A 13,979-nucleotide genomic window follows, 5' to 3' on the forward strand; every position below is an offset into this window, starting at 1 on the left:
TTAGCATTTGAGGCTTTATAATGCTCAGCAATTATTTAATGTTAGGAATTTAATCATGCGTCCAAGCGGCAGAACACTAGGGCAAATTCGCCCAGTTACTATTACTCGTCAATTCACTGCACATGCTGAAGGTTCGGTTTTAATCGAATTTGGCGACACTAAAGTTATTTGTACTGCCTCAGTTGAAGTAGGTGTTCCTCGTTTTTTAAAAGGCCAAGGCAAAGGTTGGATAACCGCTGAATATGGTATGTTACCGCGTTCAACTCATACGCGTATGAGACGTGAAGCAGCAAATGGCAAACAAAGCGGTCGTACACTTGAAATATCACGTTTAATCGCTCGTTCTTTACGTGCAGCGGTTGACTTAAAAGCATTAGGTGAAAACACAATTAGCTTTGATTGTGATGTTATTCAGGCAGATGGTGGTACACGTACAGCTTCTATAACAGGCGCTTGTGTTGCATTGGTTGATGCGCTTAACTATATGCGTGCTAAAGATATAATTAAAACTAACCCACTAAAACATATGATCGCTGCAGTATCAGTTGGTATTTACAAAGGTGAAGCAGTTGCTGATTTAGATTACCCTGAAGATTCTGCCGCTGAAACAGATATGAACGTTGTAATGACAGATACGGGTAAGCTTATTGAAGTACAAGGCACGGCTGAAGAAGAACCGTTTAGCTTTGATGAAATGCAAGAAATGTTAGTACTCGCAAAAGATGGTATTAACGAGTTATTTGATATTCAAAAATCTGCTTTAAGTTAATTAGGACAAAAATTAATGAAAAATTATCAACGTGAATTTATCGAGTTTGCTTTAGCTAAGAACGTATTACGCTTTGGTGAGTTTACTTTAAAGTCTGGCCGCACAAGCCCCTACTTTTTCAATGCGGGTTTATTTAATACCGGTGGTGATTTAGCTAAGTTAGGTCGTTATTATGCATCGGCTTTAGCTGATTCGTCTATTGAGTTCGATTTACTCTTTGGCCCTGCTTATAAAGGTATTCCTATTGCTACTACTACAGCAGTAGCATTAGCTGATCATCATGACTTAGACATTCCATATTGCTTTAACCGCAAAGAAGCTAAAACTCATGGAGAAGGTGGTTCTTTAGTGGGATCTCCGCTTGAAGGTAAAATTATGTTGGTTGACGACGTAATTACTGCAGGCACAGCTATTCGTGAATCGATGGAAATTATTAAAGCACACGGCGCTGAGTTATCAGGTGTTCTTATCGCTTTAGACCGTCAAGAAAAAGGCAAAGGTGAACTATCAGCGATCCAAGAAGTTGAGCGTGACTTTGGAACGCAAGTTATTTCAATCGTGACTTTAGCTGATTTGATCAGTTATTTAGAAGAGAAAATCACTGAAACACCTAGCTTGATAGAAAGCTTAAATAGCATTAAACAATACAGAGAAACTTACGGAATTTAAGTTAGTATTTATGTATTTAACAAAAATGATACAATAAAAAACCCGCTTTTTAGCGGGTTTCTTTTTAACTAGAAAAACTTCAACACTTAAACACTTAACTCAAACTGATGCGATGGCTGCTTTTCATAAGCTTGTATAATATTTGAGTAGTAACCTTCAATACGCTCAGATCTTGCTTTGACATCATTAGAAATAGAAGGAGCAACTTCTTCTTGAGCTTTTAAGGTTTGATTTATTTGTGTATCAAATGACTTACTTTGACTTGCTGAATTCGCTTCATCACGAAACACATCGCTATTACCAATATAAGGCGATGCTTTTTGTGGCTGATTAGTACGCTCGCTATCATCTAATTCTGCTGTTGCTAAATCAACTTGAGCTTGAGCAATGAGGTCTGCAGCTTGCGCCGCTACTTTTATATCTTGCGATGACGGATCAGCGGGTGCAAGTGCTGCTGCATAAACCTGTTCCATTTTAGTGATGGTAGCTTGTGGATCGTCAGCTACTGGAGATAAGTCTACAGATACTTCCCCTGCAACAGCATATTTATTACCATCTGGACCAATTTCAAATTCATAGGAAGGTGTTCCTGTTGAAGCTCCCCCTACTGAGGCATGTGCTAATTCATGAGATCTAACTTCTTGGTCGCGCGCTTTAAGTTGTTGGATCTCTTTTTCGTTTTGAACCGCTTCTACACTTTCTTGGCTATTTTCAGGTTTTTCTTCTGAGCTTTGATTAGCACTTTCTTGATTGTTTTCTTGATTATGCTCTTGCTCACCTTGCCCCGATCTTTCTGCAATTTGGTTAGCATTTTTCTCAGCAGACTTTTGTAACTCAGTAAAATTAAACTGATCACCTGATTGATCAGATGCCTTGTGCTTATCGGCTGTGCCTTTTTCTGCAGGTGAGCCACTGGTTTGAGTGGGAGCAGTAATAATAGGTCGGCTAGCATTTTCTTGACGCAAGTTATCCGTAGGCGGATTGACCGCTGTAGCAACAGGTAACGGATTAACATGCGGTGTAATGTTCATTTTATACTCGTACGTCTAATAAGGTGCCTAAGGTTTCATCCGCAGTTTTTATAACGTTAGCAGAACCTTTCGCTTGGAATTCGGCAACTTTCAAATCTACAATCGACTGTGTTAAGTCGGGTTGTGCTTGGGTTTGTAATTGTGGAGCTGTAGTTGTTGTGCTTTCTTTTACAGCTTGGGCACCATAAGATGTGCTCGCAGCTATATCTGACGCCGCCTTACTTGCATCTTCATTCGCCTTTTGAAAGCCTTGTAACCCACTGTTGAATGCAGATTGTATTTCCATTGGTGTCTCCTAATTTAGCTTCACAAAAATAATACTTAAACTTTATTATTGAAGAAAAATTTCTGTATTTTTAAACCATGCTTCATAGCTTAATTATTGACCATAAACGTTAAAAAGTAAATGTTATGGCGCCTTTATAAACAAGATAAAACGTAAATATAAGATAACCCTAAAGTAATAGTTTAGGTTGTATTAACCTTCTAAAGTTCAATTCTATACAATTCAAGTTTTATAGATGTTTTTGAACCCATGATAAAAGTACATCATTAAACTCTTCTCCATGAGAAATAAACGGCGCATGAGAAGCTTTATCAAAAATATGTTTATCGCTATGAGGTAGCAATTCGTCTATTTGTTCAATAACGGCTTTAGGAACTAAACTGTCTAATCTGCCATAAAAACGTAAAAAAGGTAGCGTTAATTTTGATAAGTCATCGCGTAAATCCACCTTTTCAAGTAACTGTAATGAATCATTTAAGGTTTGTTCTGTTGGCACTGGATGTTGCATAACAAGGTTTCGAATCGTTTTTATATCTTGTCTTATATTTGGGCTTCCCATGGCTTGAATTTTCAAAAAGCCTTCTAAAGTTTTTTTGGTGTCTTGTGCTAGTTGTTGGTAAAACATAGTTAACACTTTAGGCAATATACCTGGCCATGGTAGAACATCACTTTCTTGGCTTAAAAAACGTGGCGAGCTAGCGACAGTAATACACGCTAATACTTTTTCAGGAAAGCTTAACGCTAGCTGAGTCGCAACTAAACCACCTAACGACCACCCAACATAAATAGCAGGGATACCTACGGCTGACTGAATTTCTTTAGCAATATTTTCTAGCGAATAATCAGTTAACGTATGATCTATATTCAAACCAAAACCTGGTAGATCCACCGTTATAATATCCACATCTTGTTGTAATTTTTGAATCGTTGGTTCCCAAACAGCAGAGTTTAAGCCCCAACCATGAATAAACACTAACGGGATATTTTTGTTTGCTGTTTGATTATTTTTGAGAGAATATCGAGTTGTAATTAGCGAATTATTCATTTTGTTTATATACTGATTTTAGATGGATTGAAGTTTACTTGATGAGTGTTCAAAATGGAATTTGATACTGTAAGTTTTAAGCGTGGTACATGGCGCTATATTAATAAGTTTAAACGCCTTATACATAAGTCGTCATTGGTTTTATCGTCATGTGATTTATGCGGAAATAAATGCCAAGAATACCCTCTAATTTGTCAGTTTTGTTTACAAGATTTACCTACTTTCAATTATCCCATCATATCGGCTGATTTACTTAATTGGCCAGCCATTAATAAATTAATACCCAAACAAGCTTTTGATCATCTGTATTCTTTATCTCCCCACGCGTGGCCTTATAGTCAATGGGTGGGATCATTAAAATATAACGGTAGATTTGAGCTAGCAGGCTTATTAGGACGTCTTCTTAATGATAGTTGGCAAACCAATATAAAAAGTATCAACAAATTAAATGATAAGCCAAAACCTGAACTTGTATTATCTGTGCCTCTTTATCTTTCTAAATGGCAATTCAGAGGTTATAACCAAGCTCACTTAATTGCTAAAAAATTCGCTAAGTACAGTGGCATAAAATATAAAAACAATGTGATCAGCCGTATTTTAGAAACAGAAGCACAAGTAGGTAAATCTGGTGTGGAAAGGCGTAAAAATATTAAGAATGCGTTTACTGTAAATACTCAAATAATGACATTACCTAAGCATGTAATACTTATCGATGATGTGGTTACCACAGGTACTACTGTTAATGAAATATCTGCATTACTTAAGCAAAATGGTGTAGAAATAGTATCTGTGATGAGCGTAACCATTGCTTTACCTAAATCAGAGTAATCATCATTTATAGCCTTATTTATATAAATACGAGCTCACCATTGAAAAATAATTCTTATCTATAAAATTTAATTACGTCTGATCAGGTCTGTTTTAGTATCAATCATTTATGTACTTAAAATCATGAACAATCGTATCATTCGTTTACTTATAATCACTCTTACTTTATTTACTAGCCTTAACTTATCAGCAAAAGATGCCATTTTAACAACAGGTTTTAACCATATTGGTTTAACGGTTACTGATTTAAACGCTTCAACGAACTTTTTTGTTGATACTTTAGGCTGGGAATTAAAAGGTAAAGACACCTCTTATCCTGCTAGTTTTCTTAGTGACGGAGAAATGCTTATAACACTTTGGCAAACCACTACACCCAGTGAAGCCGTAAGTTTTGATCGAAAAAATAATGTAGGTTTACATCACTTAGCCATCTCAGTTAAAAATATAGACGCTTTAAAAACATTATATGAACGCTTTAAGAAAGCCCCTGGTGTAGTGATAGAGTTTGCGCCAGAGCTATTTTATAAAGGTCCTGCCCAACATATGATGATAAGAGAGCCAAGCGGTAATAGATTAGAGTTCAAATCGGTAAACTAAAGCTGATTTTCCAGATTATCAATCGGCTATACAGTAAAGCTCTTCAACTGAGTTAGGTAACTTAATTAGGCAACTTAGTTAGACAATACAGCTCCAGACCCTAGCTCTACAATATGCTGTCGATTGATAATCATAAATAAAATACTGATGAAATTTAGCGCGTCGCTGGTGCGCTGAATACTTTTCCAAAGAACAAACTATTAGCTAACAACTTCGCACTACCATACCAATACCCTCTGAATACAAAGTTATCCGTAGTAGCGATAACACGCCCTTCTCCTACGTTATGAGCAACCAAAGAAGATGTATTAGCAATTCTGGCAATTAAGTTTTTATCTGTGTAACCACTTAATAATGGCGATGCAGAGTAAGTTCCTACGTTTGTAAATGGATAATGTAAAGGCTCCATTATCAAGGTGTTATTTTTATAAACTGGTAACTTCTTCTGATTAAAGCCGAATGTTAACGGATGAGTTGTGTCTAAGTTCGTTTCATAAATAGCACCCGCTATACGCTTTCTCGCAGCTAAATAATCTTTATCTTTATAAGATAATTCAGAAGTATCAAACAATTGATTTATTTGATTTCTACTGACGAACGATGCTTTCAATATATCTTTGCTAGCTAACCATTGCGCTGCATATTTTTGAGCAAAAACAACACCGCCCTCTTTAAGCCAACTCTCTAGCTTGATAACAACAATAGGACTTAACGTTTGGTAGTTACCATTAACCATTACAATGTGTGTGTAAGCATTTAACTCAATTTTGTCTAAACGATTCTTTTTCTATTACGGTTACAGGAATGTTTAAGGTATCGTCTAGATAGAAGAGTATTTCTCCTGCTTCTGTTTCTGAAACTCCTTTTCCACCGATTAATAATACCTTTATTGGTTTAAGGATTTTTAATGACGGGCTACCGATATCTGCACCTTCAGGAGTATGCCCTGATGTAAGTGCCGTTATAGATATTTGGCTGTTATGTGAAAATTCTTTAAGTAATTCTTGCCAATTAGTTTGGTCTTGTAAAGCTGTAGGAATGACAATACTGCCTGCTTCAAATTGCTGGTTTTTACCCTCAACAATAGTCGTAAAGCTTTCAGTTGCAACTTTCGCTTTAATATTAGCACTCAATATTTGATTTAATAGTTTGGGTGCTAAGAAGTCATTCCATTCGAATACATAAGCGTAAGCATCAGTTTCTAATTTTGTATTTTCAGCTGTTATATTGAGTTGTTTCGTTTGTTGTTTCCAAGGTGTTTCAGCGAGTTCTAGTCCTCGAGTACTATTAACCTTATGAAATTCAATGTTCATTGCTAAAGGTAAAGTCCAACCTGAAACATCATAAAAAGTGTTATCTACAAAAGTCGTTGGTGTATCAAATAAGGTTCTGATAACTTTATATTTAGGCTGATTTAGCGGGATGTAATAGCTATAAGCAGGCTCGAATACAGTAGACTTCACTTTGAAATCATCTGTTAATTTATACACATCAATATGATGTTGTTTTAGTTTACTTAAGAAGGCTGTTAAGCGATAACTGTCATGTTTTTCTGTAATCAAATAGCCATTAAATTTCTCTTGTTTAGCTTCTTTTTCTACATTTTCATAAAATGTTTTTCTGTTTTCAATAAACTTATCTTTATTCGCCCAAGCACCTTCTATGGTAGAAAGAGACGTAACAATATGATTTTTAATACCATATTCTAGTGTGAGTATTCCGCTGTCTGTTTCAATTTGCATACCCATACTACTGGCTTGTTCAAACAAAATACCGACGCTGCCATTAATATCAGGATAGGTAGAACCTTTGCCGTAATAAAAATCGTCAAACTGTTCTTGGCTAAAGTATAAATGGTTTTCTTTATCTAATGCTTTGGCGTGATATGTCGCCATCAAATGGGTAAGGGTTATATTATTTTTAGGGGTTAAGGGATTAATACGGGTTGCAACGCCAGGTTGAAAGAAATAACTTTTATCTGAACCTAACTCATGAAAATCGCCCACTATATTGGGTTGATAACGCTGAAAGTAAGCCATTCTATTTTGAGTTTCAACTTGAGAAAGCAATAGCCAATCTCGGTTTAAGTCAAACTCAAAGTGATTACCACGCCCTGTTCTCCAGCCTTGATGATGCTCAATATGATTAGGATCAGGATTCGCAACCGTACCTTTATTGTCACTAGCCCAACTAACAAACCTATCCATACCATCAGGATTACTGCTTGGTTCCATTACAATAATCGTATCGTCTAACCATGCTTTAACTGATTGATTTTCGCTTGCCGCAAGATGATAAATAACCGCTAACGCTGCATTTGCACCACTGAGTTCATCGCCATGTACGCTATAACCTAGCCAAATAACTAAAGGTTCGTCAGCTTTTTTAATTGAAAAGTCAGCTCTCGAATTTAACAGTTCATTTAGCTTTGCATGATTTTTTTCACTAGTGATGGTGACAAGCAATTGTTCTCTGAAATGATTTGTTCTACCCATAACAGTGGTTTGAACAAGATCAGAATGACTATCTATCGCCTTAATATAATTAGAAAGTTGGTCGTATCGGATATGTCTCTCGCCCAGCCCAAATCCTAAAACATCATGAGGGGTAGGAATGTCTTTGTTATAAATATGACCTGCGGGTAAATATTCGGTAACTGATGCTGCTTGAGCTAAGAAAACATAAAAAAATGAAAAAGCGGAAAAAACTACTGTAAATGTGCGGGAAAGAGACATTCAATCATCCTTAAAATAATGCCAAGCGATTAAGAATGATCTTAACAGTTCGGTTTAGGGTTAGGGTCTGTTTATCTTCGTGGTTATACCAAACGGATTAAACCTTGTTTGAGATAAAATATTTAAACACGATAAGTAAGGGGTCTAATCCTTCGATTAGCATTTTGGAGCATTATTAATTCATATCACCTTTTCAGGTAAATAATCACAGACAAAGATTAAGTCTTGTACAAATATCCAAAAACAGCTGTAAAAACAATCTCGAAAGATCAACAGACACATCAAAATAACAAAATAATAACAGTGAAACTAGGGCTAACAGCTAAATTAGAGCTTTTATTTTAATCTACCACTAGCACCAATCATCTTTGGAGAGTAAAATGAAGATACTTGAGTGTTTTACTCAGGTATTTTTATCTTTTCTGTTAACGTATATCTAGAGAGTAGAACACTGCTATGATCAATATTTCTGAAACCGCACAAGAGCATTTTGTTAAGCTATTATCACAACAAGCTGAAGGTACAAGTATTCGCGTATTTGTAGTAAATCCTGGAACAGCTAGCGCTGAATGTGGTGTTTCTTATTGTCCTGCTGACGCTATTGAACCTGAAGATATTGAATTACCTTTCGAAAAATTCTCCGCTTATATCGATGGTGCTAGTAAACTTTATTTAGAAGACGCTGAAATAGACTTCACAACAGATCAAATGGGCTCTCAGTTAACACTGAAAGCGCCTAATGCAAAATTACGTAAAGTAGGCGATGACGCTCCATTATTTGAACGTGTTGATTACTTTTTGAAAGCTGAAGTTAATCCTCAATTAGCAGGTCACGGTGGTGAATGTACGCTAATGGAAATTACTGAAGAAGGTTATGCAATACTACAGTTTGGTGGTGGTTGTAATGGCTGTAGCCAAATTGATGTAACTGTAAAAGACGGTATTGAAAAACAGTTAATTGATGTAATGGGCGATGAGATCAAAGGTGTGAAAGATATGACTGAGCATGAACGTGGTGATCACTCTTACTACTAAGCTTTTGTTAACTCAGTTTATTCATTGAACAAGTTATTAGAAAAACTAGGCCAAAACCCACAACGCAGTTTATCATTTTTTATGCGTGGGCTTGGTCTTTTTGCTGTTGGGACTTTATTCATTTTTGTGGGTTACTACTTTCATCACTACTGGCAAATATTAGGATTATGTTTTTTAATACCTGCCATCCTATTAGCGGCCTACGGGTACATAGGTATGTTTGCTAATAGGCTACTCAATATATTCCAACGAAATAAAGATTAGTTCTTAAAGCGGACTCATAGAAAAATGATGGCTGGCAATAATAAAACCTTCACGTAAATAAAACTTGTGTGCCATATAACGCTGTACTCCAGAATCTATATGTAATTGCTGACAACCGTTAGACTTAGCATACTCTTTAAGCCATTTTACCATAACAGCACCTGCAGATTTAGAACGTGCATATTCATTCGTTACTAAGTCATCTATATAAAGATATTTACCCCAAGCAAGCTTCTGGCCTATAACAAAACCACCTACACAAACTATTTCGCCCTCTTCTTCTATGTAAGCGATATTGTAGCCATCTTCCATTTGTTCACGGATTTGCGTTTTGATATAAGCAACGGGAAATTGAGTGCGTAACTGTTGAAGAACAGCTGCTATCCCTAAAATATTTGAATTGCTATCGGCTAATTTCACTTCCATTTTAGTTCCTTAATACGGTTGTCTACACGGGGAGTTCAAACTGTAACGTTTATTTATATAAAAGTCCCATTTCTATCTCATATAATATGACTTTACATAATAATCTGACGATTAAAGAGTTCTGCTTCGTAATACTAATCAAACACATCTGAATAGAAACATTTTCTTAATCAATCAGTATAACAATCAACACTCATGTAGATTAAGATGACCCACCTTATAGCAGGTAAACATTATGTTATTTGCGCCTTATTATATTCACCTTACCTGAACGAGAGATTAACATGCTCATTAAAAAACTCACCTTTCTGTTTTTTATAATTACTTTAATGCCTTCAATTTTTATCACTAGCGAAGCGGCAGTAATTTTACAGTATCATCATGTGAGTGATTCTACGCCAAAAAGTACCTCTATTACTCCACAACAGTTTGAAGTTCATTTACAACATTTAGCTGATGAAAACTTTAATGTTATCCCATTACCTATTTTGGTCGATGCATTAAAAAACAAGAAAAGTTTACCAGATAAAACCGTCGCAATTACGTTTGACGATGCCTACAGCAATATATTGTCGCAAGCCAAACCTATTATCGATAAGTTTAATTTTCCTTATACTATTTTCATTAACCCTAAGCTGATCAGCTCATCTTCTGAGCCTTACCTTTCATGGGACCAGATCACTGAATTGTCTAACCTGCCTAACCAGAATGTAACTATAGCGAATCATGGGTTAACTCATGACTCTTTTGCTAGGCAATCAAAAAGCCAAAGTAAAGAAGAATGGTTCAAGCAACAAACCAGTAATTTACTTTTAGCTGAATCAATCATAGAAGAACATACAGGAAAGAGTTTTAAATTCTTTGCTTACCCTTATGGTGAATACACACTTGAGCTACAGAACTGGTTAGAAGAAAATGATTTTATTGCCTTTACTCAGCAATCAGGTGCTGCAGGGTTTGATACAAACTTAACGGCTATTCCGCGATTTCCTGCATCGCAACCTTATGATCAACTAGAAAGCCTTATAGATAAGCTTAATTCACTACCACTTGATCTATCTATGGTAGTTACAGATGTAAACAATGATCAGAGTCCTATAACTCATTACAACAGCATTGAGGATGTAACTTTCAATGTAAAAGTTGAAGACTTTAATCGTAATTTATTAACTTGTTATATATCAGGAATAGGAAAGCAGGAAGTTGAATGGATAAGCACTGACAAGTTTACTTTAACTTTTTCAGAACCTTTACCTGTAGGTAGAGTACGAAGTAATTGTACAGCGCCAAGCATTAAACAATCAGGACGATTTTATTGGTTTTCTCAACCTTGGTTTGTTTTAAATGCAGATGGAAGCTGGTATCCACTATAGTTCTACATTAAAAAAGCTTAACGCTATCATTGCATTAAGCTTTAAATATTTTGTATCAAACCATTTTATGAAATTTACTTAACCTGAACTCGGTTAAAGATGTTTTTAATTCATTAAAATTAATACTCATAAAATTTAACTTATACGCTAGCTTGATAGTTTTTCTTTCTTCAAGGCAAATTTCGCGTCAATAGTTACCCTATTGCAAGTAAATTTAACGATGAAGCAAGTAAAAGTAGCTGTTAGAGAAAAATGTATTAGGCCGAGCTCAGGTTACTTAATATTTAATGCTACTATTTTAGAAAAGTCGCTCATTAATTTATCGCCTTCAATCGTTGGTAATTTACCAAGTACTTGATGAGGTTGGAAAATAGCAGCTATATTTCCGTTGGGATTAATAAGTACGATTGAAGCACTATGATCTACTGTGTACATACCATCTTCAGAGCGTTCACCGTCGTTAATGGCGTACATCAAACCTAAATTACGCGCAAATGGAAACAGCACTTCATGACCACTGTTTAGCGCTATAAATTCTTTATTAAAATACTTTATGTAGCCTGCAAGCCTTTCTGTTGTATCACGCTTAGGATCTACTGAAACTAATATAACTTGAGTATTTGATGCTATAGCTTTCATATCATCATAGATAAAATTAAGTTCTTGGAGAGTTGTAGGACAAACATCAGGACAAGAGGTATAACCAAAAAACACCCAAGACCATTGGTCTTTTAACTGCTCATTCGTAAAACCATTTCCATCTTGATCTGTCATTTTAAACGGTTTGATTACGCGCTCTGTTTCATAATATAGAGCATGCTCTGGCTTAGCTTCTTGGTTGAGCTGAGAAAATAACAAAACACCCGTAATTAAAGCCGCCAATGCAACTACAACATATATAACTTTGTTCATAACTTAATTTGTACTCATTGTATTTACAGTAAAAAATGTAACGCTATTATTCTACACATTAAGATAAAGGCAACAGATAATGATCAACCAATAAGATAATAAACAGTAACATTAAATGTATGATCGAGAATTTAAAGGTATCCATTGCTGTATTTTCATCCGCATTAAACTTCAGCTTCCATGCGTACGCAAAGAAAATTATATTTAGAGAAACTGCGCCAATCAAATATAACCAATTACACATGCCCACTAAGTAAGGCAATAACCCCACTACAAACAATAAAACGGTATAAAGTAATATTTGGGTTTTAGTAAAGCTAACGCCATGAGTTACAGGCATCATAGGAATATTCACTTTGGCGTATTCATCTTTACGGTGAATAGCGAGTGCCCAAAAATGAGGTGGGGTCCAAGTAAATATAATTAAAACAAGAAGCAAAGCATGTGGATGAATTTCATTGGTCATTGCTGTCCAACCAAGTAATGGAGGAATAGCACCCGCTAAGCCGCCAATAGTAATATTTTGAGACGTGGCGCGCTTTAAGTACATTGTATAAACAAAGCTATAACCCACTAAGCCAGACAGAGTTAACCATGCAGTAAGCGGATTCACTAAACCGTATAGGGTAGCAAAACCAATAACGGCAATACTTACTGCAAATATAATGGCATTTTTAGATGTTAGCCTTCCATTGGGCAATGGGCGATTATAGGTTCGTCCCATTTCACTATCTATTTTCTCATCAACAATATGGTTAATCGCAGCAGCAGCTGAAGATAATAAACCTATACCTAACATTGCAGGTATTAAAAGTTGCCATGGAATAGCACCTGGTACCGATAAACTCATTCCTACTAATGCGGTTAACACTAATAAAGCGACTACTTTAGGTTTGGTTATTTCGTAATAGTCACGCCATGTAGCGTGTGAAGTTTTAATTGTTAATTCTGACGTTGTTGTACTCATAATAACCCCTATATTTTACGCTGTAAGCCGTACGTGAGAAGGATCAACGTTAACATCAAACATGCAGCCACCACATTGTGTGCAACAGCTACGCCTAATGGTAAAGAAAACCAAACATTACTTATACCTAACCCAATCTGACAAACCAAAACGGTAACAAGTGTCAAAGAAGTTTGTTGAAAAAAAGATGATGATGCTTTACTCATTACAGCAAAAGACAACCACAATAAATAAAGTGAAACAACGATAGCGCCAAACCTGTGCATAACATGAATAGTAATTCGTGACGCATGACTTAAATGCCCATATTCATATGTATCTAACTTAGGAGGAATTAAATCAAAAGAATCTTCAAAGGTAAGTTGTTCTTGCCACCCAGCTTGGCAGATAGGTAACTCTGTACAAGTAAGTGCGGCGTAATTTGAAGAAGTCCATCCACCTAAAGCTATTTGTCCAGTTAGTAAAACAATACCCAATAAACCAAATTTGGCCATTCTTCTTAATGTGGTATTACCTTCTCGCACATGAAAGCGTTTCATTCTTAAGTACAATAAGAACAATAAGCAAAGTGTCGTTAACCCCCCTAACAAATGTGCCATTACCACAATAGGCATAAGCTTCATGGTAACAGTCCACATTCCTAAAGCTGCTTGAAAGGTAACTACACATAAAATCAAAATAGGCAGAAAGATTGGAGAACCCACCTCTCTATTTTTAATTGATAAGAAAGTAATAAGAAGTATCAATAAACCCAGCGCACCTGCGAAATATCTATGGATCATTTCGTTCCATGCTTTTGCAGGTTCAACAGGTCTATCTGGAAAAGCAGCTTCTGCTTTTAAGATTTCTTCACTGGTATGTGGAACATCATGAAAACCATAACAACCAGGCCAATCTGGACAGCCTAAACCAGCATGCGTTAAACGTGTATATGCACCTAAACTAACGACTATAATGGCTAACAAGATACTAACTAACACCAATGTTTTTATATTTGTAATGTTACGGCTCATCACGACTATCCATTTTTAATGTTTATTAA

15 protein-coding genes are annotated in these 13,979 nt (G+C 35.9%); 6 read left to right on the forward strand and 9 right to left on the reverse strand.

From position 1 onward, the window contains the following. Positions 1-55 precede the first annotated feature (55 nt). Both rph and pyrE read left to right on the forward strand, forming a co-directional pair. Positions 56-769, forward strand: a complete 714-nt coding sequence (gene rph, locus ACPUVN_RS15220; protein WP_426359488.1) for a ribonuclease PH — start codon at positions 56-58, stop codon at positions 767-769. Positions 770-784: 15 nt separating this feature from the next. Continuing rightward, entirely contained in the window at positions 785-1,438 is a 654-nt protein-coding gene (gene pyrE / locus ACPUVN_RS15225; protein ID WP_426369366.1) for an orotate phosphoribosyltransferase, read from the forward strand. A gap of 86 nt (positions 1,439-1,524) precedes the next feature. On the opposite strand, the gene ACPUVN_RS15230 is transcribed toward pyrE, so the two are convergent. The 3 genes from ACPUVN_RS15230 to bioH form a co-directional block, all read right to left on the reverse strand. Next, positions 1,525-2,469 carry a putative metalloprotease CJM1_0395 family protein gene (locus tag ACPUVN_RS15230; RefSeq protein WP_426359486.1) on the reverse strand — a complete coding sequence of 315 codons (945 nt, stop codon included), beginning with the start codon at positions 2,467-2,469 and terminating at the stop codon, positions 1,525-1,527. Between the two features lies 1 nt (position 2,470). Further along, positions 2,471-2,755, reverse strand: a complete 285-nt coding sequence (locus tag ACPUVN_RS15235) for a hypothetical protein (RefSeq protein ID WP_426359485.1) — start codon at positions 2,753-2,755, stop codon at positions 2,471-2,473. A 229-nt stretch (positions 2,756-2,984) separates the two neighbouring features. Further along, positions 2,985-3,800 carry a pimeloyl-ACP methyl ester esterase BioH gene (bioH, locus tag ACPUVN_RS15240; RefSeq protein ID WP_426359484.1) on the reverse strand — a complete coding sequence of 272 codons (816 nt, stop codon included), beginning with the start codon at positions 3,798-3,800 and terminating at the stop codon, positions 2,985-2,987. 54 nt (positions 3,801-3,854) lie between these two features. Between bioH and ACPUVN_RS15245 the strand changes: the two genes are divergently transcribed. Together ACPUVN_RS15245 and ACPUVN_RS15250 are read left to right on the forward strand one after the other, a co-directional pair. Then, positions 3,855-4,628 carry a ComF family protein gene (locus ACPUVN_RS15245; protein WP_426359483.1) on the forward strand — a complete coding sequence of 258 codons (774 nt, stop codon included), beginning with the start codon at positions 3,855-3,857 and terminating at the stop codon, positions 4,626-4,628. 123 nt (positions 4,629-4,751) lie between these two features. After that, positions 4,752-5,225, forward strand: a complete 474-nt coding sequence (locus tag ACPUVN_RS15250) for a VOC family protein (protein ID WP_426359482.1) — start codon at positions 4,752-4,754, stop codon at positions 5,223-5,225. A gap of 154 nt (positions 5,226-5,379) precedes the next feature. Here the strand turns inward: ACPUVN_RS15250 and ACPUVN_RS15255 are convergent, their stop codons facing one another. Beyond that, positions 5,380-5,961 (reverse strand): hypothetical protein, encoded by a 582-nt coding sequence (locus tag ACPUVN_RS15255; protein ID WP_426369367.1) that lies wholly within the window; start codon positions 5,959-5,961, stop codon positions 5,380-5,382. Positions 5,962-5,986: 25 nt separating this feature from the next. Further along, positions 5,987-7,960: a M14 family zinc carboxypeptidase gene (locus tag ACPUVN_RS15260; RefSeq protein WP_426369368.1), complete on the reverse strand. Its 1,974-nt coding sequence runs from the start codon at positions 7,958-7,960 to the stop codon at positions 5,987-5,989. A gap of 456 nt (positions 7,961-8,416) precedes the next feature. Here ACPUVN_RS15260 and nfuA point away from each other — a divergent pair, with 456 nt between their 5' ends. Next, positions 8,417-8,995, forward strand: a complete 579-nt coding sequence (gene nfuA, locus ACPUVN_RS15265; RefSeq protein WP_426359480.1) for a Fe-S biogenesis protein NfuA — start codon at positions 8,417-8,419, stop codon at positions 8,993-8,995. 267 nt (positions 8,996-9,262) lie between these two features. Here the strand turns inward: nfuA and ACPUVN_RS15270 are convergent, their stop codons facing one another. Next, the gene (locus ACPUVN_RS15270; RefSeq protein WP_426359479.1) at positions 9,263-9,685 is read right to left on the reverse strand and encodes a GNAT family N-acetyltransferase; all 423 of its coding nucleotides are present in this window, start codon (positions 9,683-9,685) and stop codon (positions 9,263-9,265) included. A 284-nt stretch (positions 9,686-9,969) separates the two neighbouring features. Here ACPUVN_RS15270 and ACPUVN_RS15275 point away from each other — a divergent pair, with 284 nt between their 5' ends. After that, entirely contained in the window at positions 9,970-11,058 is a 1,089-nt protein-coding gene (locus ACPUVN_RS15275) for a polysaccharide deacetylase family protein (RefSeq protein ID WP_426359478.1), read from the forward strand. 273 nt (positions 11,059-11,331) lie between these two features. On the opposite strand, the gene ACPUVN_RS15280 is transcribed toward ACPUVN_RS15275, so the two are convergent. Genes ACPUVN_RS15280 through ACPUVN_RS15290 form a run of 3 tightly spaced genes read right to left on the reverse strand, consistent with a single transcriptional unit; the run spans position 11,332 to position 13,950 of the window. Then, positions 11,332-11,970, reverse strand: coding sequence for an SCO family protein (locus ACPUVN_RS15280; protein WP_426359477.1), 639 nt, complete (start codon positions 11,968-11,970; stop codon positions 11,332-11,334). Between the two features lie 58 nt (positions 11,971-12,028). Then, positions 12,029-12,937 carry a heme o synthase gene (gene cyoE / locus ACPUVN_RS15285; RefSeq protein WP_426359476.1) on the reverse strand — a complete coding sequence of 303 codons (909 nt, stop codon included), beginning with the start codon at positions 12,935-12,937 and terminating at the stop codon, positions 12,029-12,031. A gap of 8 nt (positions 12,938-12,945) precedes the next feature. Beyond that, a complete protein-coding gene (locus ACPUVN_RS15290) occupies positions 12,946-13,950 on the reverse strand; it encodes a COX15/CtaA family protein (RefSeq protein ID WP_426359475.1) in 1,005 nt (334 codons plus the stop codon). Positions 13,951-13,979: the final 29 nt, after the last annotated feature.

The organism is Pseudocolwellia antarctica, assembly GCF_049933045.1.
In the GTDB taxonomy this organism is placed as follows: domain Bacteria; phylum Pseudomonadota; class Gammaproteobacteria; order Enterobacterales; family Alteromonadaceae; genus Pseudocolwellia.